Origin of the sequence: Amycolatopsis sp. lyj-84, assembly GCF_046549075.1 — a bacterium.
Classification (GTDB): Bacteria; Actinomycetota; Actinomycetes; order Mycobacteriales; family Pseudonocardiaceae; genus Amycolatopsis.
Genome location: NZ_JAJPWO010000017.1, coordinates 26,536 through 43,529 on the forward strand (window position 1 = coordinate 26,536; position 16,994 = coordinate 43,529).

The 16,994-nt window shown below is 68.8% G+C and carries 18 protein-coding genes and 2 riboswitches; of the genes, 7 read left to right on the forward strand and 11 right to left on the reverse strand.

What is annotated here, in order from left to right; all coding sequences use genetic code 11:
- Nucleotides 1-45: 45 nt before the first annotated feature.
- Together ACLJRM_RS37185 and ACLJRM_RS37190 are read right to left on the reverse strand one after the other, a co-directional pair.
- Nucleotides 46-681, reverse strand: a complete 636-nt coding sequence (locus tag ACLJRM_RS37185) for a LytR C-terminal domain-containing protein (RefSeq protein WP_101610935.1) — start codon at nucleotides 679-681, stop codon at nucleotides 46-48.
- Nucleotides 678-989 carry a DUF3263 domain-containing protein gene (locus ACLJRM_RS37190; protein WP_101610936.1) on the reverse strand — a complete coding sequence of 104 codons (312 nt, stop codon included), beginning with the start codon at nucleotides 987-989 and terminating at the stop codon, nucleotides 678-680. Before ACLJRM_RS37190 ends, ACLJRM_RS37185 begins: the two co-directional genes overlap by 4 nt.
- A 157-nt stretch (nucleotides 990-1,146) precedes the next feature.
- Between ACLJRM_RS37190 and ACLJRM_RS37195 the strand changes: the two genes are divergently transcribed.
- On the forward strand, nucleotides 1,147-1,713 hold the full coding sequence (locus ACLJRM_RS37195; protein ID WP_101610937.1) for a peptide deformylase: 567 nt from the start codon (nucleotides 1,147-1,149) through the stop codon (nucleotides 1,711-1,713).
- 176 nt (nucleotides 1,714-1,889) lie between these two features.
- Here the strand turns inward: ACLJRM_RS37195 and ACLJRM_RS37200 are convergent, their stop codons facing one another.
- Nucleotides 1,890-4,079 (reverse strand): glycoside hydrolase family 15 protein, encoded by a 2,190-nt coding sequence (locus ACLJRM_RS37200; protein ID WP_410665738.1) that lies wholly within the window; start codon nucleotides 4,077-4,079, stop codon nucleotides 1,890-1,892.
- Nucleotides 4,080-4,320: 241 nt separating this feature from the next.
- Nucleotides 4,321-4,451: riboswitch (TPP riboswitch) on the forward strand.
- Between ACLJRM_RS37200 and thiC the strand changes: the two genes are divergently transcribed.
- Nucleotides 4,445-6,088 carry a phosphomethylpyrimidine synthase ThiC gene (gene thiC / locus ACLJRM_RS37205; RefSeq protein ID WP_410665739.1) on the forward strand — a complete coding sequence of 548 codons (1,644 nt, stop codon included), beginning with the start codon at nucleotides 4,445-4,447 and terminating at the stop codon, nucleotides 6,086-6,088. It overlaps the preceding riboswitch by 7 nt.
- 34 nt (nucleotides 6,089-6,122) lie before the next feature.
- Complete coding sequence (gene thiD, locus ACLJRM_RS37210; protein ID WP_410665740.1) at nucleotides 6,123-6,944, forward strand: bifunctional hydroxymethylpyrimidine kinase/phosphomethylpyrimidine kinase; 822 nt, start codon at nucleotides 6,123-6,125, stop codon at nucleotides 6,942-6,944.
- A 63-nt stretch (nucleotides 6,945-7,007) separates the two neighbouring features.
- Here thiD (ACLJRM_RS37210) and ACLJRM_RS37215 read toward each other — a convergent pair whose 3' ends face one another.
- Complete coding sequence (locus ACLJRM_RS37215; protein ID WP_410665741.1) at nucleotides 7,008-8,525, reverse strand: alkaline phosphatase family protein; 1,518 nt, start codon at nucleotides 8,523-8,525, stop codon at nucleotides 7,008-7,010.
- A 95-nt stretch (nucleotides 8,526-8,620) separates the two neighbouring features.
- Nucleotides 8,621-9,019: a winged helix-turn-helix transcriptional regulator gene (locus ACLJRM_RS37220; RefSeq protein WP_174720471.1), complete on the reverse strand. Its 399-nt coding sequence runs from the start codon at nucleotides 9,017-9,019 to the stop codon at nucleotides 8,621-8,623.
- Nucleotides 9,020-9,108: 89 nt separating this feature from the next.
- Here ACLJRM_RS37220 and ACLJRM_RS37225 point away from each other — a divergent pair, with 89 nt between their 5' ends.
- Nucleotides 9,109-10,032, forward strand: coding sequence for an NADP-dependent oxidoreductase (locus ACLJRM_RS37225; RefSeq protein ID WP_101610942.1), 924 nt, complete (start codon nucleotides 9,109-9,111; stop codon nucleotides 10,030-10,032).
- Nucleotides 10,033-10,046: 14 nt separating this feature from the next.
- Here ACLJRM_RS37225 and ACLJRM_RS37230 read toward each other — a convergent pair whose 3' ends face one another.
- Entirely contained in the window at nucleotides 10,047-11,066 is a 1,020-nt protein-coding gene (locus ACLJRM_RS37230; RefSeq protein WP_410665742.1) for a phosphatidylinositol-specific phospholipase C domain-containing protein, read from the reverse strand.
- Between the two features lie 109 nt (nucleotides 11,067-11,175).
- Here ACLJRM_RS37230 and thiD (ACLJRM_RS37235) point away from each other — a divergent pair, with 109 nt between their 5' ends.
- Together thiD (ACLJRM_RS37235) and ACLJRM_RS37240 are read left to right on the forward strand one after the other, a co-directional pair.
- A complete protein-coding gene (gene thiD / locus ACLJRM_RS37235; protein WP_101610944.1) occupies nucleotides 11,176-12,006 on the forward strand; it encodes a bifunctional hydroxymethylpyrimidine kinase/phosphomethylpyrimidine kinase in 831 nt (276 codons plus the stop codon).
- A 26-nt stretch (nucleotides 12,007-12,032) separates the two neighbouring features.
- Nucleotides 12,033-12,830, forward strand: a complete 798-nt coding sequence (locus tag ACLJRM_RS37240; RefSeq protein ID WP_410600127.1) for an ion transporter — start codon at nucleotides 12,033-12,035, stop codon at nucleotides 12,828-12,830.
- Here the strand turns inward: ACLJRM_RS37240 and ACLJRM_RS37245 are convergent.
- The 4 genes from ACLJRM_RS37245 to thiO all read right to left on the reverse strand — a co-directional run bounded on the left by ACLJRM_RS37245 (nucleotide 12,808) and on the right by thiO (nucleotide 15,385).
- A complete protein-coding gene (locus ACLJRM_RS37245; RefSeq protein ID WP_101610946.1) occupies nucleotides 12,808-13,242 on the reverse strand; it encodes a MarR family winged helix-turn-helix transcriptional regulator in 435 nt (144 codons plus the stop codon). The two genes, ACLJRM_RS37240 and ACLJRM_RS37245, sit on opposite strands and share 23 nt — an antisense overlap.
- 100 nt (nucleotides 13,243-13,342) lie before the next feature.
- A complete protein-coding gene (locus ACLJRM_RS37250) occupies nucleotides 13,343-14,101 on the reverse strand; it encodes a thiazole synthase (RefSeq protein WP_101613547.1) in 759 nt (252 codons plus the stop codon).
- Between the two features lie 10 nt (nucleotides 14,102-14,111).
- A complete protein-coding gene (thiS, locus tag ACLJRM_RS37255; protein WP_410665814.1) occupies nucleotides 14,112-14,312 on the reverse strand; it encodes a sulfur carrier protein ThiS in 201 nt (66 codons plus the stop codon).
- Entirely contained in the window at nucleotides 14,312-15,385 is a 1,074-nt protein-coding gene (gene thiO / locus ACLJRM_RS37260; RefSeq protein ID WP_410665743.1) for a glycine oxidase ThiO, read from the reverse strand. Before thiO ends, thiS begins: the two co-directional genes overlap by 1 nt.
- A riboswitch (TPP riboswitch) is annotated at nucleotides 15,379-15,486 on the reverse strand. It overlaps the preceding gene by 7 nt.
- Nucleotides 15,487-15,516: 30 nt before the next feature.
- Between thiO and thiE the strand changes: the two genes are divergently transcribed.
- Nucleotides 15,517-16,182 carry a thiamine phosphate synthase gene (gene thiE, locus ACLJRM_RS37265; protein ID WP_410665744.1) on the forward strand — a complete coding sequence of 222 codons (666 nt, stop codon included), beginning with the start codon at nucleotides 15,517-15,519 and terminating at the stop codon, nucleotides 16,180-16,182.
- Nucleotides 16,183-16,273: 91 nt separating this feature from the next.
- On the opposite strand, the gene ACLJRM_RS37270 is transcribed toward thiE, so the two are convergent.
- The gene (locus ACLJRM_RS37270) at nucleotides 16,274-16,984 is read right to left on the reverse strand and encodes a hypothetical protein (RefSeq protein WP_410665745.1); all 711 of its coding nucleotides are present in this window, start codon (nucleotides 16,982-16,984) and stop codon (nucleotides 16,274-16,276) included.
- Nucleotides 16,985-16,994: the final 10 nt, after the last annotated feature.

Consider the following 16,994-nt stretch of genomic DNA (forward strand, 5'->3'; position numbering starts at 1 on the left):
AGGCCCTCTTCCCATCACGAGGAAGAGGGCCTTTCGCGTACTCGGCTAAGAGCCGGTCTTGTCGTTGACCTTGTAGTCCTTGGTGACGATCACGATCACACCCGGGCCGATGTTCTGGATCTCCGCGAACCTCGGCTCGGCGCGGAAGCCGAACTCCAGGGCCAGCGCCTTCGCGGCGGCTTCCTCGTCGGTGCCAGGCCGGTAGTAGGCCACGGTCTCGGGGAGCTTGCCCTGGTAGCCCTTGACCTCGGAGACGTTCCAGCCGGAGGCACGGAAGTCCTTCGCGGCCTGCTCGGCGAGGCCCTGGATCAGGCTGTTGTTGTAGACGCGCACGGTCACCCACTTGTGCGACGCCTGCTGATCTCCGCCCGGCTGGCCCGGCCCGGGCTGTCCGGTCTGCCCCGGCTGGCTCCCCGGCGGCGCGGAGCTGGCGGGCGCGCTCGACGGCGGCGCCGACGAGGCGGGCGGTGAGGTGGCCGAAGGCGAGCCCGGTGCCGGACTCGACGGCGGAGTCGCGCCGTCCGAGGTCGTGGGCGTGGTGCCGGGCGGCGTCGCCGTGTCCGAGTCACCGCCGCCGGTGGTCAGGGTGATCCCGCCGATCACGGCGGCGATCACGGCGACACCGACCAAGGCCAGTCCGGCGGCCTTCATCGGCCGGGACAGGCCCGAAAACAGACTCATGAGAGATCGATCCCCAGTCGCCGGGCCGCGCGATTGCGCTGCCGGGCCGCTCGCGTCTTTCGCAGGCGCTTCACCAGCATCGGATCGGCCTGCATGGCTTCGGTCTTCTCGAGCAGCCGGTTCAACAGCTGGTAATAACGCGTCGACGACATCGAGAAGCGTTCACGGATGGCCTGTTCCTTCGCGCCGGCGTACTTCCACCACTGCCGTTCGAAAGCGAGCATGTCGAGCTCGCGCTCGCTGAGGCCGTGCACGGTCTCCGACGGGGACGGCTGGTCGGGCTCAGCCATCGACTCCGCGGCGTCCATCCGACTCCTCGCAATCAGGTCAGTGCTCGGCGGCGTGAAACCACAGGCTTGTCATTCCGCGGCGCCATTAGACCACGGATCCGGCGCCCGGCCTCGGTATCGGCGTCGGCGCGTCATGGGTAAGGGTGTACCAGAAGGGTCCGACTAAACTGCGCTCGTGACCGTCCATCCCATCGTGATCGCCGGCGAGCCCGTGCTGCACAACCCGACTCGGGAGATCACCGAGTTCGACGACAAGCTGCGCACGCTCATCGACGACATGTTCGAGACCATGTACGCCGCCGAAGGGGTCGGCCTCGCGGCCAACCAGATCGGCCTCGACCAGCGCGTGTTCGTCTACGACTGCCCCGACGACGAGGGCACCCGCCACAAGGGCGTCGTGGTGAACCCGAAGCTCGAGACCTCGGAGATCCCGGAGACGATGCCGGACCCGGACGACGACTGGGAAGGCTGCCTGTCCGCCCCCGGCGAGTCGTACCCGACCGGCCGCGCTTCGTGGGCGAAGGTCACCGGCTTCGACGCCGAGGGCAACCCGATCGAGGTGGAGGGCACCGGCTACCTCGCGCGCTGCCTCCAGCACGAGACCGATCACCTGGACGGCTTCATCTACCTCGACCGGCTGGTCGGGCGCCACGCCCGGGCGGCGAAGAAGATGCTCAAGGCGAACCAGTGGGGCGTTCCGGGCAACTCGTGGCTGCCCGAACCCGAACCCGCCGGCGACTGACCCTGGTGACCACAGCCGACGCGACCAAGGTCTTTTGATCTTTTGAAGTCGCGCCTTTTGGCCGCAAGGCCCCGTGATCGCGATGGCAGGGCGCCCCTGGCTGGAACGTGACGTTCCAGCTCAAGGAGCGCCCTGGCAGCGCGATCACGGTCGGCGCGATCAACAACAGAGCGCGGTCAACAGCCCAGGAAGTGGCACCGCACCACGCGTGGCTGCTCGATCACCTTCCCGGCCTCCACCGACCAGGCGAGCCGGAGGTACTGGGCGTGCGTCCACGCCAACGGGGTCGCGGACGCCGTCGGCGTGCCCGCCGGGAAGCCCGTCTGCCCCGAAGGCGCGTTCTCGTCCCAGACCTGCTCCGGCATGGTGTCCCCGGAGCTGCTGACGCGCCCCAGGTCGCGAAGGCGCTTCGCGGCCGTACCCCGGTCACCGGCGGCGAGGTCGTACTCGCCGCGTTCACCCGCGAGCAGTGGCCAGAGCCGTCCGAACGTGGTCCGGCTTTCGGCCGGGAACGTGTAGTCCCAGGGTGAGCCGTCGGCCTTCTCGCCGTAGCCGTCCTTCGTGTACCGGTGCCAGAACTGACCCGTCGGGGTGGTGAACGCGATGTCGGCGTCGGTGACCTTGACGCTGTTGCGGATCACCGGATCGTCGGCCCGGTAGATGCCCAGCCTCACCAGTTCGAGGAAACCCGCGTCGGTCACGGCACGCTGGTCCATCGTGACGCTGGAGTTGCCGAGGTTGTACTTCGTGCCGTTGTCCGCGTTGCCGTCCTTGGTCAGCCGGACGAAGTACGGGTCCTTCGACAGCGGACCGTTCGTGGTCACCGTCCACCGGGCGAGTTTCGCCTTGAACGCGTCGGCGGTGTCGAGGTAGCGCTTCGCGTCGGCGGCGGCGCCGTTCGCCTTGGCGAGATCCGCCGCGCAGACCAGCCCGGCGATCACCGCGGCGATCGTCGAAGGCGAGTAGCCGTCCTGCTCCTCCCAGCGCTCCTGCTGGCTGTACGGCGAGGCGTGCCCGTTGTCCGCCTTGTAGGACACCAGGAATTCCGCCGCCTTGCGCACGCCCTGCCAGGTCTTGGCGTCGGTGCGGCCGAGTTGCTGCGCGAGCACGATCGGCAGCGCGGTCTCGTCGAGCTGGATGGACGTCCAGTACGGAGTGCCGTCGACGTGGCTGTTCTGCGGCATGTGCCCGTCCGGCAACTGCTGTGTGCCGAACATGTAGTCGACCGACCGGTTGGCGGCGTCGCGATCACCGGCGGCGAGCAGGCCGGTCGCGATCTGGTAGAGGTCACGGGGCCAGACCAGGTGATAGGTGCCCGACGGCGACCACTCAGGGTCGTTGTTACCGAACCGCCACGGCATGCTCGGCGACGCGATGAGCGCCCCTTGGTGGATCTTGTCCTCACTCGCCGCGAGCATCAGCACGGACGCCTTGTAGAGGTCCCGTTCCTTCTTGGTCTTGAGGGCCGACGGGACGTCCTTCACCTGGCGGAGGTACTGCTTCCAGCCGCGGTCGTACGCGCGGGCGGCGTCGGCGAATCCGCGCCGTAGCGAGGCTTTCGCGTTGGTGAGTGCTTCGGAGTCCTTCGCGCCCATGCCGAGCGAGAGCGTGAAGTCCCGCGAGCGGACACCATCGGCGGACGTCTGCCCGGTGAGCAGCACGTTGCCCTTCGCCGCGCTGGCGTAATCCTTGAGCGCGAAGGACTTCGTCAGCTGGGTGACGCCGTCGGAGGAACCCGCGTACCCCACGGAAGTGCGCGAGAACGCCGGTTCCGCGGCCAGCGCGGCCGCGGTCTTCGCGTCGGAAGCGACCGCGTTCGCCACGCCGGATCGCGCGGAGTCGTCGGAGCCTTCGTTGGTGAGATCGGGGTCCGCGACCGCGTACACCTGGTACGGGCGGCCGGTCAGCGAGACGAAGTCGACGTCGATCAGCACACTCGTGCGAGCCGGGTCGGTGACGTAGGTCTTGCGCACCTTCCAGCGGCGCTGGTCGTCGGTGATGGTCTGCTCGTAGGTGAGGCCGTCCGCGCCGGTGCGCCGCACCTGCTGCGACCTGGCCGAAGAATCGACGGTGGCGAAGCTCTTCCCGTCGGTGACGACGAGATCCAGCGAGCGGACGCTCGGCGTGGACAGATCCGGGTAGTAGACCTCGGACATCCGGCCGCCCTGGAGGGTGAACCAGACGTTGCTCGCCCGATCACGGGCGGTGCCGAAGCCGGTCTTGTCCGCCGGGAGCCAGCTCGGATGGGCGCCGGGCGCTCCGGGCGCCTCACCGCCCTGTGTTTCACTGCCCTGGGCCTCGGCGACCGCTGGGACCAGGCCCGCGATCAGTACGCCTGCCAGTGCCGGGAGCACGAGTTTTCGCATAACCACCCCAGACTTCTGTAACGGTGCAGAACCTCAGGATTCTGTCGTGAATCCCGTGCGGGCACATGCTCCAAACCGGTGAACCGCTAACGCTGTCGACATGTCGATCATGCATCTAGAGGACTGGTTGCGGCAGATGCACGCGCATGAACCGCAACCAGTCCCCTACTTGCGGCTTCGGAGTGACCGATCCCCCGGAGGGTTGATTGTCCGAGCCCCGGCGTGGCATGGTCGGGGCACAACCAAACAACGCGGGAGCTCGCGCCATGGCGGGCTGAGAGGGCGGCTGGTGTCTTTCTAGGGGACCCGGCGCCGCCGACCGCATGAACCTGACCGGGTAATGCCGGCGTAGGGAGTGAACGTCGTTGACGACGCTAGAGAACAAGTCTGCCATCACGCCGACCGTGACCACGGGACCGATCACCGGTTCCCGCAAGGTCTACAACCAGACGGAATCCGGCCTCCGGGTCCCCGCCCGGCGGATCGACCTTTCCAACGGCGAGCATTTCGACGTTTACGACACTTCCGGCCCGTACACCGACGACGACGCGCAGATCGATGTCCACAGTGGACTGCACCGGCTGCGCGCCGGCTGGGCGGACGGCCGTGCGCACAACACCCAGCTGGGCTGGGCGAAACAGGGCGTCATCACCCGCGAGATGGAGTACGTCGCGGCACGCGAGCGCTGCTCGCCGGAATTCGTGCGGGACGAGGTCGCGCGCGGTCGCGCGGTGATCCCCGCCAACCGCAAGCACCCGGAGTCCGAGCCGATGATCATCGGCAAGAAGTTCCTGGTGAAGATCAACGCCAACATGGGAAACTCGGCCGTCTGGTCCTCTGTGGAGGAAGAGGTCGACAAGATGGTGTGGGCCACCCGCTGGGGCGCCGACACGATCATGGACCTCTCCACCGGCAAGCGGATCCACGAGACCCGCGAGTGGATCGTCCGCAACTCGCCGGTCCCGGTCGGCACCGTGCCGATCTACCAGGCACTGGAAAAGGTCGACGGGGAGCCGGAAAAGCTGTCGTGGGAGGTCTACCGCGACACGATCATCGAGCAGTGCGAACAGGGCGTCGACTACGTCACCGTGCACGCGGGCGTCCTGCTGCGCTACATCCCGCTGACCGCGCGCCGGGTCACCGGCATCGTCTCGCGCGGTGGCTCGATCATGGCGGCGTGGTGCCTCGCGCACCACAAGGAATCGTTCCTGTACACCAACTTCGCCGAGCTCTGCGAGATCCTGCGCGAGTACGACGTCACCTTCTCCCTCGGTGACGGCCTGCGCCCCGGCTCGATCGCGGACGCGAACGACCGCGCGCAGTTCGCCGAACTGGAGACGCTGGGCGAGCTCACGCACATCGCCCGCGAGCACGACGTCCAGGTGATGATCGAGGGCCCCGGTCACGTGCCGATGCACAAGATCAAGGAGAACGTCGAGCTCGAGGAGAAGCTGACCGGCGAGGCGCCGTTCTACACCCTCGGCCCGCTCACGACCGACATCGCGCCGGCGTACGACCACATCACCTCGGCCATCGGCGCGGCGCAGATCGGCTGGTACGGCACGGCGATGCTCTGCTACGTCACGCCGAAGGAGCACCTTGGCCTGCCGAACCGCGACGACGTCAAGACCGGTGTGATCACCTACAAGATCGCCGCGCACGCCGCCGACCTCGCCAAGGGGCACCAGTACGCGCAGGAGTGGGACGACGAGCTTTCCAAGGCCCGCTTCGAATTCCGCTGGAACGACCAGTTCAACCTGTCGCTGGACCCCGACACCGCCCGCGCGTACCACGACGAGACGCTGCCCGCGGAACCGGCGAAGACGGCGCACTTCTGCTCGATGTGCGGGCCGAAGTTCTGCTCGATGCGCATCACCCAGGACGTCCGCAAGTACGCCGAGGAACACGGACTGTCCACTGTGGAAGCCATCGAAGCCGGTATGTCGGAGAAGTCGAACGAGTTCGCCGAGCAGGGCAACAAGGTCTACCTGCCGGTGGTCAATCAGTGACACACGCCGACGTACTCTCTCCCGCGGAGGCGTCATGAACACGGCACCCAGGACCGCCCTCACCATCGCCGGATCGGATTCCGGTGGTGGTGCGGGCATCCAGGCCGACCTGCGCACCTTCTTCGCCAACGGTGTGCACGGGATGGTCGCGCTCACCGCGGTCACCGTGCAGAACTCGCTGGGCGTGCAGGGTTTCAGCGAGATCCCGGTCGACGTCGTCACCGGCCAGATCAAGGCCGTCGCCGTCGACATGGGCGTCGACGCCGCCAAGACCGGGATGCTCGCGACCGCCGAGATCATCAACGCCGTCGCCAAAACGCTCGACGAGGTCCACATCGGACGGAACACTTCGACACCGTTCGTCGTGGACCCTGTCGCCGCGTCGATGACCGGGCACGCGCTGCTGCGCGAGGAGGCGCTGGAGGCGATCCGCACCGAGCTCTTCCCGCGCGCGACGCTGATCACTCCGAACCTCGACGAGGTGCGGCTGCTGACCGGCGTGCGCGTGACCGGTCCGGCGACGCAGCGGGAAGCGGCGGAAGCGCTGCTGGAGTTCGGTTCGGAATGGGTGCTGGTGAAGGGCGGCCATCTCGACGCGGCCCAGGACTGCGTGGACCTGTTGTCCGACGGCACGTCTTGGGTCGAGCTGAGGGGGCCGCGGTTCGACACGCAAAACACCCATGGCGGCGGGGACACGATGGCCTCGGCGATCACTTCCTCGCTGGCGAAGGGTTCCGACGTGCCCACCGCGGTCGCCGAGGGGAAACGGTTCATCGAGCGGTGCGTGGCGGAGTCGTATCCGCTGGGGGCGGGTGTGGGTCCGGTTTCACCCTTTTGGCGGCTCAGCGACGCTTGAGGCGTGCAATGAAGGGGACTTTCATTGCGAAATTTGCAATGAAAGTCCCCTTCATTGCAGCCGTTACCGGGTCGTGAAGCGAGGAGCGTCCACGGCCCAGTACCAGTTGTTGCCCGCCGCGTACAGGCGCCAGGTCAGCTTCACCGACCGAGCCCCCGCGGGCACCTTGACCGAAGCCGACGTCGGCACCGAAAGCACGTCCCCGCCCTTGTTGGCCGTACCCGACTCCGGTCCGTACGCCAGCACGCTCTGCTCGGGACCACCGTCGAACGACGCCGTCAGCGCGCCCCGCTGCGTCCCGTCCTGCCGGTAGTGCGAGACGAACAAAACGTCCACAGTGGACTTACCGGAAACGTCGAGACCGGGCGAGACCAGTGAAGAATCGAAGGTGCCGCTCGAGGCGGGCGAGCCCTTGTCGTCCCACTCGTCCGGGTCGGCGACCGCGAAGACGCCACGCGCCCGGGCGTTCGCCTCGCGCTGCTGGCCGGGAGCGGTGCGGGTCCAGAAGTCGTCGTTCGTGAAGGCCCAGCCCTGCCATTCCGCGACACCCACGGGCATTCCGGACGCGTTCCGCACGGTCCAGCCGCCCGGCGCGTCGTGCGTCCAGCCGAGCACTCCCGCCGGGACACCGGTTTCGTCCTGGCGAGGCTTCAAGGAGGCCGTGTCGAAGACGTCGGAAGGCGCGGCGCCGAGCGGGTAGCCGTCGTAGATCGCCGGGGACGCGGTACCCAGGTGCCGCAGGACGGTCGGCGCGATGTCGACGATCTTCGGTGCCACGGCGGGGGTTCCGGCCGGGACCGCGCCGCCCGCGGCGATCACGAACGTCATCCGTTCCTCGGGGCTGTCGCCGCCGTGACCGCCCGACGGCGTGTGGCCGTGGTCGGCGGAGATCATGATCAGCCAGTCCTCGCCGTCGCGGTTCGCGCGGGCGTCGACGGCGGTCAGCAGGCGGCCGATCAGCGCGTCGTCGGTGCGCAGGGAGGCTTCGTACTGCGGCGAGTCCGCGCCGTGCGCGTGGCCCGCTTCATCCGTCTGTCCGAAGTAGACGAACGACGCGTCGGCCCTGTCCTGCTTGAGGTGTTTCTCCGCGTCGACGGCGACCTGCTCGTCCGTCTTCTCGTAACCGGCGCTGTCACCGTCGAGCACGAACTTGCGGTCCTGGCCGGTACGCAGGATCTTGTCGCCGATCGGCTTCCAGTCGACGGCCGCGTAGGTGTCGAGTGCCGGGTTCGCGGTTTCGGCACGGGCGAGCCAACTCGGGTGCGAGGCGAGGTCGTTGCCGGTGAAGGAGTTGTCCTTCACCTTGTGCTTGTCCGGCCAGACGCCGGTGAGGATCGTGGACCAGCCGGGACCGCTGACCGTCGGCGCCATCCCGCTGCCGTACAGCGAGCTGCGCGAGGCGTACCCGCGCTTCACGAGCGCGTGGACGTTCGGGGTGTCGGCGGCCATCAGCTTGTCGAACCGGGCGCCGTCCAGGCCGATGACCAGCACCTTCGGTGTCTTGGCCGCGGCGGCCGCGACTCCGGTGGTCAGCCCGGCGACGGCCACCAGGGCCGACAGGAGGGAAAGCGTTCTGCGCACGAAAGCCTCCGGATAACTTGTTCGAACCAATTGTTCGTCAAGTTAGTGCGCCGAACTGTCCTCCCGATGAAGTCCGCGTGCCGCCGCGAAGGACTTCAGCCGACGGGCTCCATCACGCGCGAGTCGTAGGCCTTGCGGGATTCCAGGATCCCGTCGAAGTTGCCGACGGACCATTCGCTGACCGCCATCAGCAGGGTGCTCGCGCTCGAACCGCGTTCGGTCAGCGCGTACTCGACGGTCGGCGGCGTGGTCGGGTACACCGTCCGGGTGACCAGGCCGTCGCGTTCGAGGGCACGCAGGTTCTGGGTCAGCATCTTCTGGCTGATCCCGCCGACGGCACGGCGCAGCTCACCGAACCGGTGCGGTCGCCGCGACAGCGCGCCGAGCACCAGCGCGGTCCACTTGTTGGCGAGCAGATCGAGGACGTCTCGGCACGGACAGTTCCGCAGGTAGATGTCCCACGGCGATTCCGGCACTTCACAGGTGGTTTCCATCAGGTACCTAGTTTACCTACAAGTGCCTTCTGGCGAGAAGTGACCAAGCGGCCGAGGATGGTGTCACAAGAACTACTAAGGAGCTTTCGATGCGCGTCGTGACCCAGCAGCGGCTTGGTGGCCCGGAGGTACTGGAGGTGACCGAGACCGGCCGTCCGGTGCCCGGCCCGACCGAGGTCCTCGTGCGGGTGCGGGCCGCGGGCATCAACCCGGTCGACTGGAAGACCCGGGCCTACGGCGTCTTCATGGGCGAGCCGCCGTTCGTCCTCGGCTGGGACGTGTCCGGGGTGGTGGAGGAGCTCGGCGTCGGCACGACGCACTTCGCCGTCGGTGACGAGGTCCTCGGTTTCCCGTGGTTTCCCCGGCAGGCCGGTGGCTACGGCGAATACGTGACCGCGCCCGCCCGCCAGTTCGTGCGCAAACCCGCGAACCTCTCCCACGAGGACGCCGCCGGGCTGCCGCTCGCCGGCCTCACCGCGTGGCAGGGCCTCGTGGACATCGCCGGCGTCCAGCCGGGACAGCGCGTGCTGATCGACGCCGCGGCGGGCGGGGTCGGGCACCTCGCCGTCCAGGTGGCGAAGGCGCGTGGCGCGTACGTCCTGGGCACGGCGAGCGCCGGGAAGCACGGCTTCCTCCGCGAACTCGGCGTCGACGAGCCGATCGACTACCACGACGAGACCGCGACGGCGTCCGATGTCGACGTCGTGTTCGGGCTGGTCGGCGAGCAGAGCGACCTGCGCTGGCTGGACGCGGTGAAGCCGGGTGGCCTGCTCATCGCGGTTCCGGGCGGCGTGAGCGAGGCCGTCGCCGCGAAGGCCGAGAAGCTGGGCGTGCGGACGTCGGGGATGCTCGCCGAACCCGATCAGCTCGGCCTGCTGGCGCTGACCGAACTGATCGAGAAGGGCGAACTGCGCGTCCACGTCGAGCAGACCTTCCCGCTGGAGGACGTCGCCAAGGCCCACGAAGTCGGCGAAGGCGGCCGTGTCACCGGAAAGCTCGTCCTGACGGTGTAGTCAAGCGCGTGGACCTAGCCGCGCGGCAGCACCGTCGGCAGGACGGTGGTCAGCCCCGTCCAGTCCGAGGTGAGCACCGACGCGTGGTTCTTCGCCAGCAGGGCCGCCCGTTCGCTCGCCTGCGCCACGGTGGGGTTACGGGAGTCGATGGCCGGCGCGACGTTGTGCGCGTCGGTCATCACCACGTAGTAGTGGTTGTCGTCGTACCAACCCGGCGCGGTCCGCGTCAGGAACGCGTTCGCGTCGCCGTCGAACACCACGAACCACGGCCGCAGCCCGGCGTCGGCGTACTTCGTCCGCGGATCACCCGGCGCCGCGCCGTGCACCGCCGGGAAGGTCTGCGCCTCGCCGACCCGGCCCGCGTCCTTCAGAGACCGCAGATGGCGCGCGTATTCGACATCGGTCTTGAGCGTGTCCGTCGGATTTCCCTCCTCGACCGTGCCGGGGATGACCTCGATGATCACCTTGCCCCGCAACGCGTCCAGCGACGGCCAGTTGTCCGCTTTGGCCGCGTCGTCGAGCGTCGCGTACCCGCCGAGCAGATCCGCCGGGCGGAAGACCGCACTGCCGAGATGCCCCCGGATGGAGGCGTCGAGTTCGTCCGGGCCGAGGCCGCGGTTGTCCGCGAACCCGGTCTTCATCTCCAGTTTGAGCGTGAGCGGTTTGCTGTCCGGATGCGCGCCCAGCCAGACGCGGATGTCGTCGAGGCAGTGTTCGAGGTTCTTGTTCTTCCCGCCGGTGTACAGCTGCGACGGCGAACTCGCCGCGACGCAGTTGTTGTTGTTCCCCAACGGGTTCGAGTGACTGACCTTCCATTCGCGGGTGATGATGTTCGGCCAGACGTCGAGTTCGATCAGCGAGGTACCCGCGTCCAGCGACCTCGCGAGGTAGTCGTAGGCGCCGGTTTCGTAGGTGTTGTGGACGCCGACGGTGGTCACGTGGGAGACCTTGGCGGCGTCCGCGTTCGCGACCGCTCCGGACAGCGAAGCCGCCACGATCACGCCGATCAGGGACACGGTGGGGACGAGTTTCATTCGGGCCCTTTCGCACGCGGGGAGTGCAATGGCTCACACACTGTGCCACCGTGGTGGACGGTGGCCGAACCGGTGTTGAACCAAAAGGACCAGTCGGGAAAATGAACCCATGAGCGAGAACCCGAGCCCGCCGTCGGCGCTGACCATCGCCGGTTCCGACTCCGGCGGCGCCGCCGGTCTGCAGGCGGACCTGCGCACGTTCCTCACCTGCGGCGTGCACGGCCTGGTCGCGGTGACCGCCGTGACCGTCCAGAACACCCTCGGCGTGCACGACCGGACCGACATCCCGGCGGGGATCGTCGCCGGGCAGATCGAGGCCGTCGCGGCCGACATGGGCGTCAACGCGGCCAAGACCGGGATGCTGGCGTCGGCCGAGATCATCAACGCCGTCGCCGCCGCCTGCGACAAGGCCGAAATCGGCCGCGATCGGAAGGTGCCGTTCGTGGTCGACCCGGTCGCGGCGTCGATGCACGGGCATCCGCTGTTCGACGAGGACGGCCTGGTGGCGCTGCGCGACGAGCTCCTGCCGCGCGCGACGGTCCTCACGCCGAACCTCGACGAGGTCCGGCTGCTGACCGGGATGACCGTGACCACCCGCGAACAGATGCACCAGGCCGCCGTCGTCCTGCACCGGCTCGGCCCGAAGTACGTGCTCGTGAAGAGTGGTCACCTCGTGTCCGACCCGGAATGCGTCGACGTGCTCTTCGACGGTTCCACGTTCGTCGAACTGCCGGGCGAGCGGTTCGCGACGCAGCACACGCACGGCGCCGGGGACACCATGGCGTCGGCGCTGACGGCCGGGCTCGCGAAGGGCATGTCCGTCGTGGAGGCCGCCCGCTACGGCAAGTGGTTCGTCTCACACGCGGTCGAAAACGCCTACCCCATGGGCGCGAAGGTCGGTCCGGTTTCGGCGTTTTGGCGGCTTGCGCCGGAGCACTGAGAACACGGCCGGTTACGATCTGTGCCGTGACCGGACGCGAGCGGGTCGCCAAGGTCGTCGAGGCCCGCGGCTTTCAGAACTTCATCATCGCGGTGATCGTCTTCAACGCCGTCACCCTCGGCCTGGAGACCTCCACGAGAATGCTCGCGGAGTACGGGTCTCTGCTGCACACGGTCGACTACGTCGCGCTCACGATCTTCGTGCTCGAACTCTGCGCGAAGTTCTACGCCTACCGCGCGAAGTTCTTCCGCGACCCGTGGAACATCTTCGACCTGCTCGTCGTCGGCATCGCGGTGATCCCCACGACCGGCCCGTTCGCGGTCCTGCGGGCGTTGCGGGTCCTGCGGGTGCTGCGGCTGATCTCGGTCGTGCCGTCGATGCGGAAGGTCGTCACCGGCCTGCTCGCGGCGATCCCCGGGATGGCGTCGATCGCAGCGCTGCTCGCGCTGATCATCTTCGTCGCGGGTGTGATGGCAACCAAGCTCTTCGGGGCCATCTCGCCGGAGAACTTCGGCGACCTCGGCACCTCGCTGTTCACCCTGTTCCAGGTGATGACGGGCGAGGCGTGGCCGGACATCGCCAAGGAGATCATGAAGGAAGCACCCATGGCCTGGGTGTTCTTCGTGGTCTACATCCTCGTGTCCAGCTTCGCGGTGCTGAACCTCTTCATCGCCGTCGTGGTCAGCGGGATGGAGGACGAGCTTCGTCAGGACATCCGCGAAGAAGAAGCGAAGCAGGCCGAAACCCAGGCCCTGGCGAACAAGGAGATCCTCGACGAGCTCCGGGCTCTTCGCGCCGAAGTCAGCGCTCTTCGTCGGCGATAAGCGCTTCGAGGGCGGGCAGAGCCACCGCGAGCGCCGCCTGGTGCTCCGGGGTCAGCCGCTCGAGGCGCTTGCCCAGTTCGTTCACCCTCGTCGACCGGACGCCGGAAACCAGCCTCTCGCCCTCTTCGGTGGCCTCGGCGAGCCAGGCCCGCCTGTCGATCGGGTCCGATTCACGGCTGACGTAGCCCGCTTCGACCAGCGAAGCGACGATCCGCGACATGGTGGCCGCGGCGACGCCTTCCTTCGCCGCGAGATCCCCCAGCCGGAGCTGGCCGTAGTGCACGAGCGTGGCGAGCGCCGAGATGGCGCCATGGCCCGGTCCGGGTATTCCCGCCTGACGCAGTGACCGGGACAACCTGCCCACCGCCAGGAACAATCTGCCCGAAACATCCTGGACCGCTGACGTGGTCACCACTGGCTCCTCTGGGTACACGGCGGCGGGTGCGCCGCCGGAGAGTGCCGTCAACCATACGGGCTCTCCGTGCAGGGTCGCCGTGAACCGTACAAAAGGGTTATCGGGGCGGGCTCGACGCGTGTGCCCAGAACCGCTGGGGAATCCGCCCCGCGCTCGCGGCCAGCCTTCCGGCGGTGACCGCGAAGCGCATCGCCGACGCCATCCGCTCCGGATCGGCCGCCCTGGTCACGGCGGTGGAGAGCAGGACGGCGTCGCAGCCGAGCTCCATCGCCAGCGTCGCGTCGGAGGCCGTGCCGATCCCGGCGTCGAGGATCACCGGGACCCCCGCGCGCGACACGATCAGCTCGATGTTGTGCGGGTTCCGGATACCGAGACCGGTGCCGATCGGCGCGCCCAGCGGCATCACGGCCGCGCAGCCCGCCTCCTCCAGCCGCAGCGCCAGCACCGGGTCGTCGTTGGTGTACGCGAGCACGGTGAAGCCGTCCGCGGTGAGCCGCTCCGCCGCTTCGAGGGTCTCGAACGGGTCCGGCAGCAGCGTGCGGTCGTCGGCGTGGACTTCCAGCTTGATGAGGTCGGTCTCGAGTGCTTCGCGCGCGAGCTGGGCGGTGAGGATCGCTTCGGCCGCCGTCCGGCAGCCGGCGGTGTTGGGCAGCAGGCGGATACCGAGCCGCCGGAGCAGTTCGAGGACGCCGGAGCCGCCCTCGGCGTCCGCCTTGCGCATCGCGACGGTGGTCAGTTCCGTGCCGGACGCCACCAGCGCGCGTTCCACCACGGCGAGGTTCGCCGCGCCGCCGGTGCCGATGATCAGCCGCGACGAGAGCTTGTGCTCGCCGATGACGAGGTGGTCGCCGTCCATGCCGGACATTTCAGCCTCCTTGGACCGCGGTGAGGATGTCGACGCTGGCGCCCTTGCGCACCACGGCTTCCGGCCAGTCGCCGCGCCGGACGACCACGCCGTCCACCGCGACGGCGACGCCTTGTGCCGCCGTGCCGAGCACCTCGAGCACGCCCTCGACGGTGGTCCCGTCGGGGAACTCGCGCCACTGGCCGTTGACCTGGATCTCCATCACACCCGCTCCTCGCTCCGCCGCGACGGCGTCGCCGCCGTGACCTCTTCCGGCAACGGCCCGCCGTCCAGCCAGGCGACCGCGGCGTCCGCGGTGAGCGGGGCCATCAGCAGACCGTTGCGATGGTGACCTGTCGCGGCGAAGACACCTTCGCCCAGCTCACCGATGAAAGGCATGGTGTCGACGCTGGCCGCGCGCAATCCGGCGGCGGTCTCGACGAGTTCGTATTCGGTGATGCCCGGGAAGACGCGCTCCGCGCCTTCGAGCAGCTCGCGAACACCCCGGACGGTGACGGTCTCGTCGAAACCGGCCTCGTACTGGGTCGCGCCGAGGACGAGCTGGCCGTCTTCACGCGGGACGAGGTAGATCGGGCGGCCCTCGACCATCGCGCGGACGGTCCTCACCGGTGGCGGCAGGCAGCCCCGGCGCGGCCGCAGGCGGAGGATCTCGCCCTTCAGCGGGCGGACCGCGTCGGCGAGCGCCGGGTGGAGACGTCCGGTCCAGGCGCCCGCGGCGAGAACGACGTCGCCTTCGAGGCGTTCGAGATCGGTGACAGTCTCGTCGCGGAACGCGACCTCGTGCTTGTCGCAAGCGTGTTTGAGCGCCAGCAGCAGTCTTCTGTTGTCCACGGCCAGATCCCCGGGCACCAGCAGTCCACTTCGGACAGTGGCGGCGAGACAGGGTTCGACCCGGCGGGCTTCGCGGCCGGTCAGTCTCTCGACCTCGCGGCCGAGTTCGGTGAGGTACGTGGCGAGCATTTCGAGGTTGCCCGCGTCGGCGCCATCGAGCGCGACGACGAGCGTGCCGTGCGGCGAAAGCCCCGGGTCGGCGCCCTCTTCGGCCAGGTCACGGGCGAAATCCGGCCAGCGCCGCAGTGACGCTTCGCCGAGGGTGAGGACGTCTTCCTCGCCGGGCCAGGCCTCGGTGACCGGTGCGAGCATGCCGCCCGCGAGCCACGACGCGCCGCGACCGGGCTCGGGGTCGTACACGGTGACGCGATGGCCGCGCGCGGCCGCGCGCCAAGCGACCGAGAGGCCGATGACCCCGCCGCCGACAACCGAAAGTTCCTTCATGGACGCACGCTCCCTGCGCCGGCATGACCCGGATCAGGTTCCACGGTCGGAGCGGTTTCGGCTCCCTCTCAGCCCGTCCTCGGGCTCCCGTGCGGACCACCCCACCGTAGCGCGCGGGTACCGTCGCCGCCATGCCCACCCTGTCTGATCCGCGGATCCGCGCACGGCTCGCGAACGCCCGCCTGTACCTCTGCACCGACGCCCGGTCCGGCCGCGGCGATCTCGCCGAATTCGCCGACGCGGCACTGGCGGGCGGGGTCGACATCATCCAGCTGAGGGACAAGACCGGCGGTGCCCCGATCGAGGCGAAACACGAGATCGCGGCGCTGGAAGTGCTCGCGGAGGCGTGCGAGAGGCACGGCAAGCTGCTGGCGGTGAACGACCGCGCGGACGTCGCGCTCGCCGTCGGCGCGCACGTGCTGCATCTGGGCCAGGACGACATCCCGGTGCCGCTGGCCCGCGAAATCGTCGGCGACGACGTGGTGATCGGCCGCTCCACCCATTCGGCCGAACAGGCCAAGGCCGCGGCCGAGGAGCCGGGCGTGGACTACTTCTGCACCGGACCGTGCTGGCCGACGCCGACGAAGCCCGGCCGCTCCGCTCCGGGACTCGACCTGGTGCGCGCCACGGCGGGTTTCGGAACGCCGCGGCCGTGGTTCGCGATCGGCGGGATCGACGCCGACCGGCTGCCCGAGGTGCTGGACGCGGGGGCGTCGCGGATCGTCGTCGTCCGGGCGATCACCGAGGCCGAAGACCCCGAAGCGGCCGCTCGCACCCTCCGCTCCTCCCTCGCCTGACCCCTCCACCACCGCAAGTAGTCCTCTAGTTGCGGTAGTTGGCGATACGAACTACCGCAACTAGAGGACGAAACGCGGGACAGGAGTGGGATCAGGGCGCGGGGGTGCCGGAGGCGGGAGCGGACGGGGTGGTCGGGGGCGCCTGGGAGGTCGACGGCGTCGTGGACGGCGTCGTCGGAGGGGCCTGAGTGGTCGTGGGGGCCGTCGGTGTCGTCGACGGGGTCGGCGTGGTCGACGGCGTGTTCCCGGGCTGGTTGTCCTGGGTTTCGGAGGGGGACGTCGCGGGCGGGGTGTCCTGCTTGTCCTGCCGCTCCTGCGCCTGCCCGCCGCCGATGATCTTCCCTATGGTCGTCCCGGTCCCGCCGCCGAAGGTCTTCCCGGTCGCGCCCTCGAAACCGGTGATCGCGACGAGCGCCACCACGAACGCCACCACGCTGACCCCGGCGATCACCGCCCAGCGCGGTTTGAACTTCCGCTCGGAGGGCTCTTCGTCCTCCGCCGGGGTGAGCCGGACGGTCTCCTGCTCCGACGGGTCGAGCACCCGCCGCCGTCCCGGCACGGTCAGCACCACTCGTGCCTTCAGCGCCGCGTCCTTCGTGCGTTGCAGCGAACGCAGGTACAGCTCGCCACCGAGCGTCGTGATCACGCTCGCCAGCCCGGCGCCGGCGACCGTGCCGGCCACGCCGAGCGTGGAACCCAGTAACGCCGCGGTGATCGCGGCCATCGCGGCCGCCGTCACCTGGACGATCCTCCCCTGCTTTTCCGTCTTTTCGGTTTCCTTCTCGGAAGTCTCCTTGGTCATGATCCCGTTC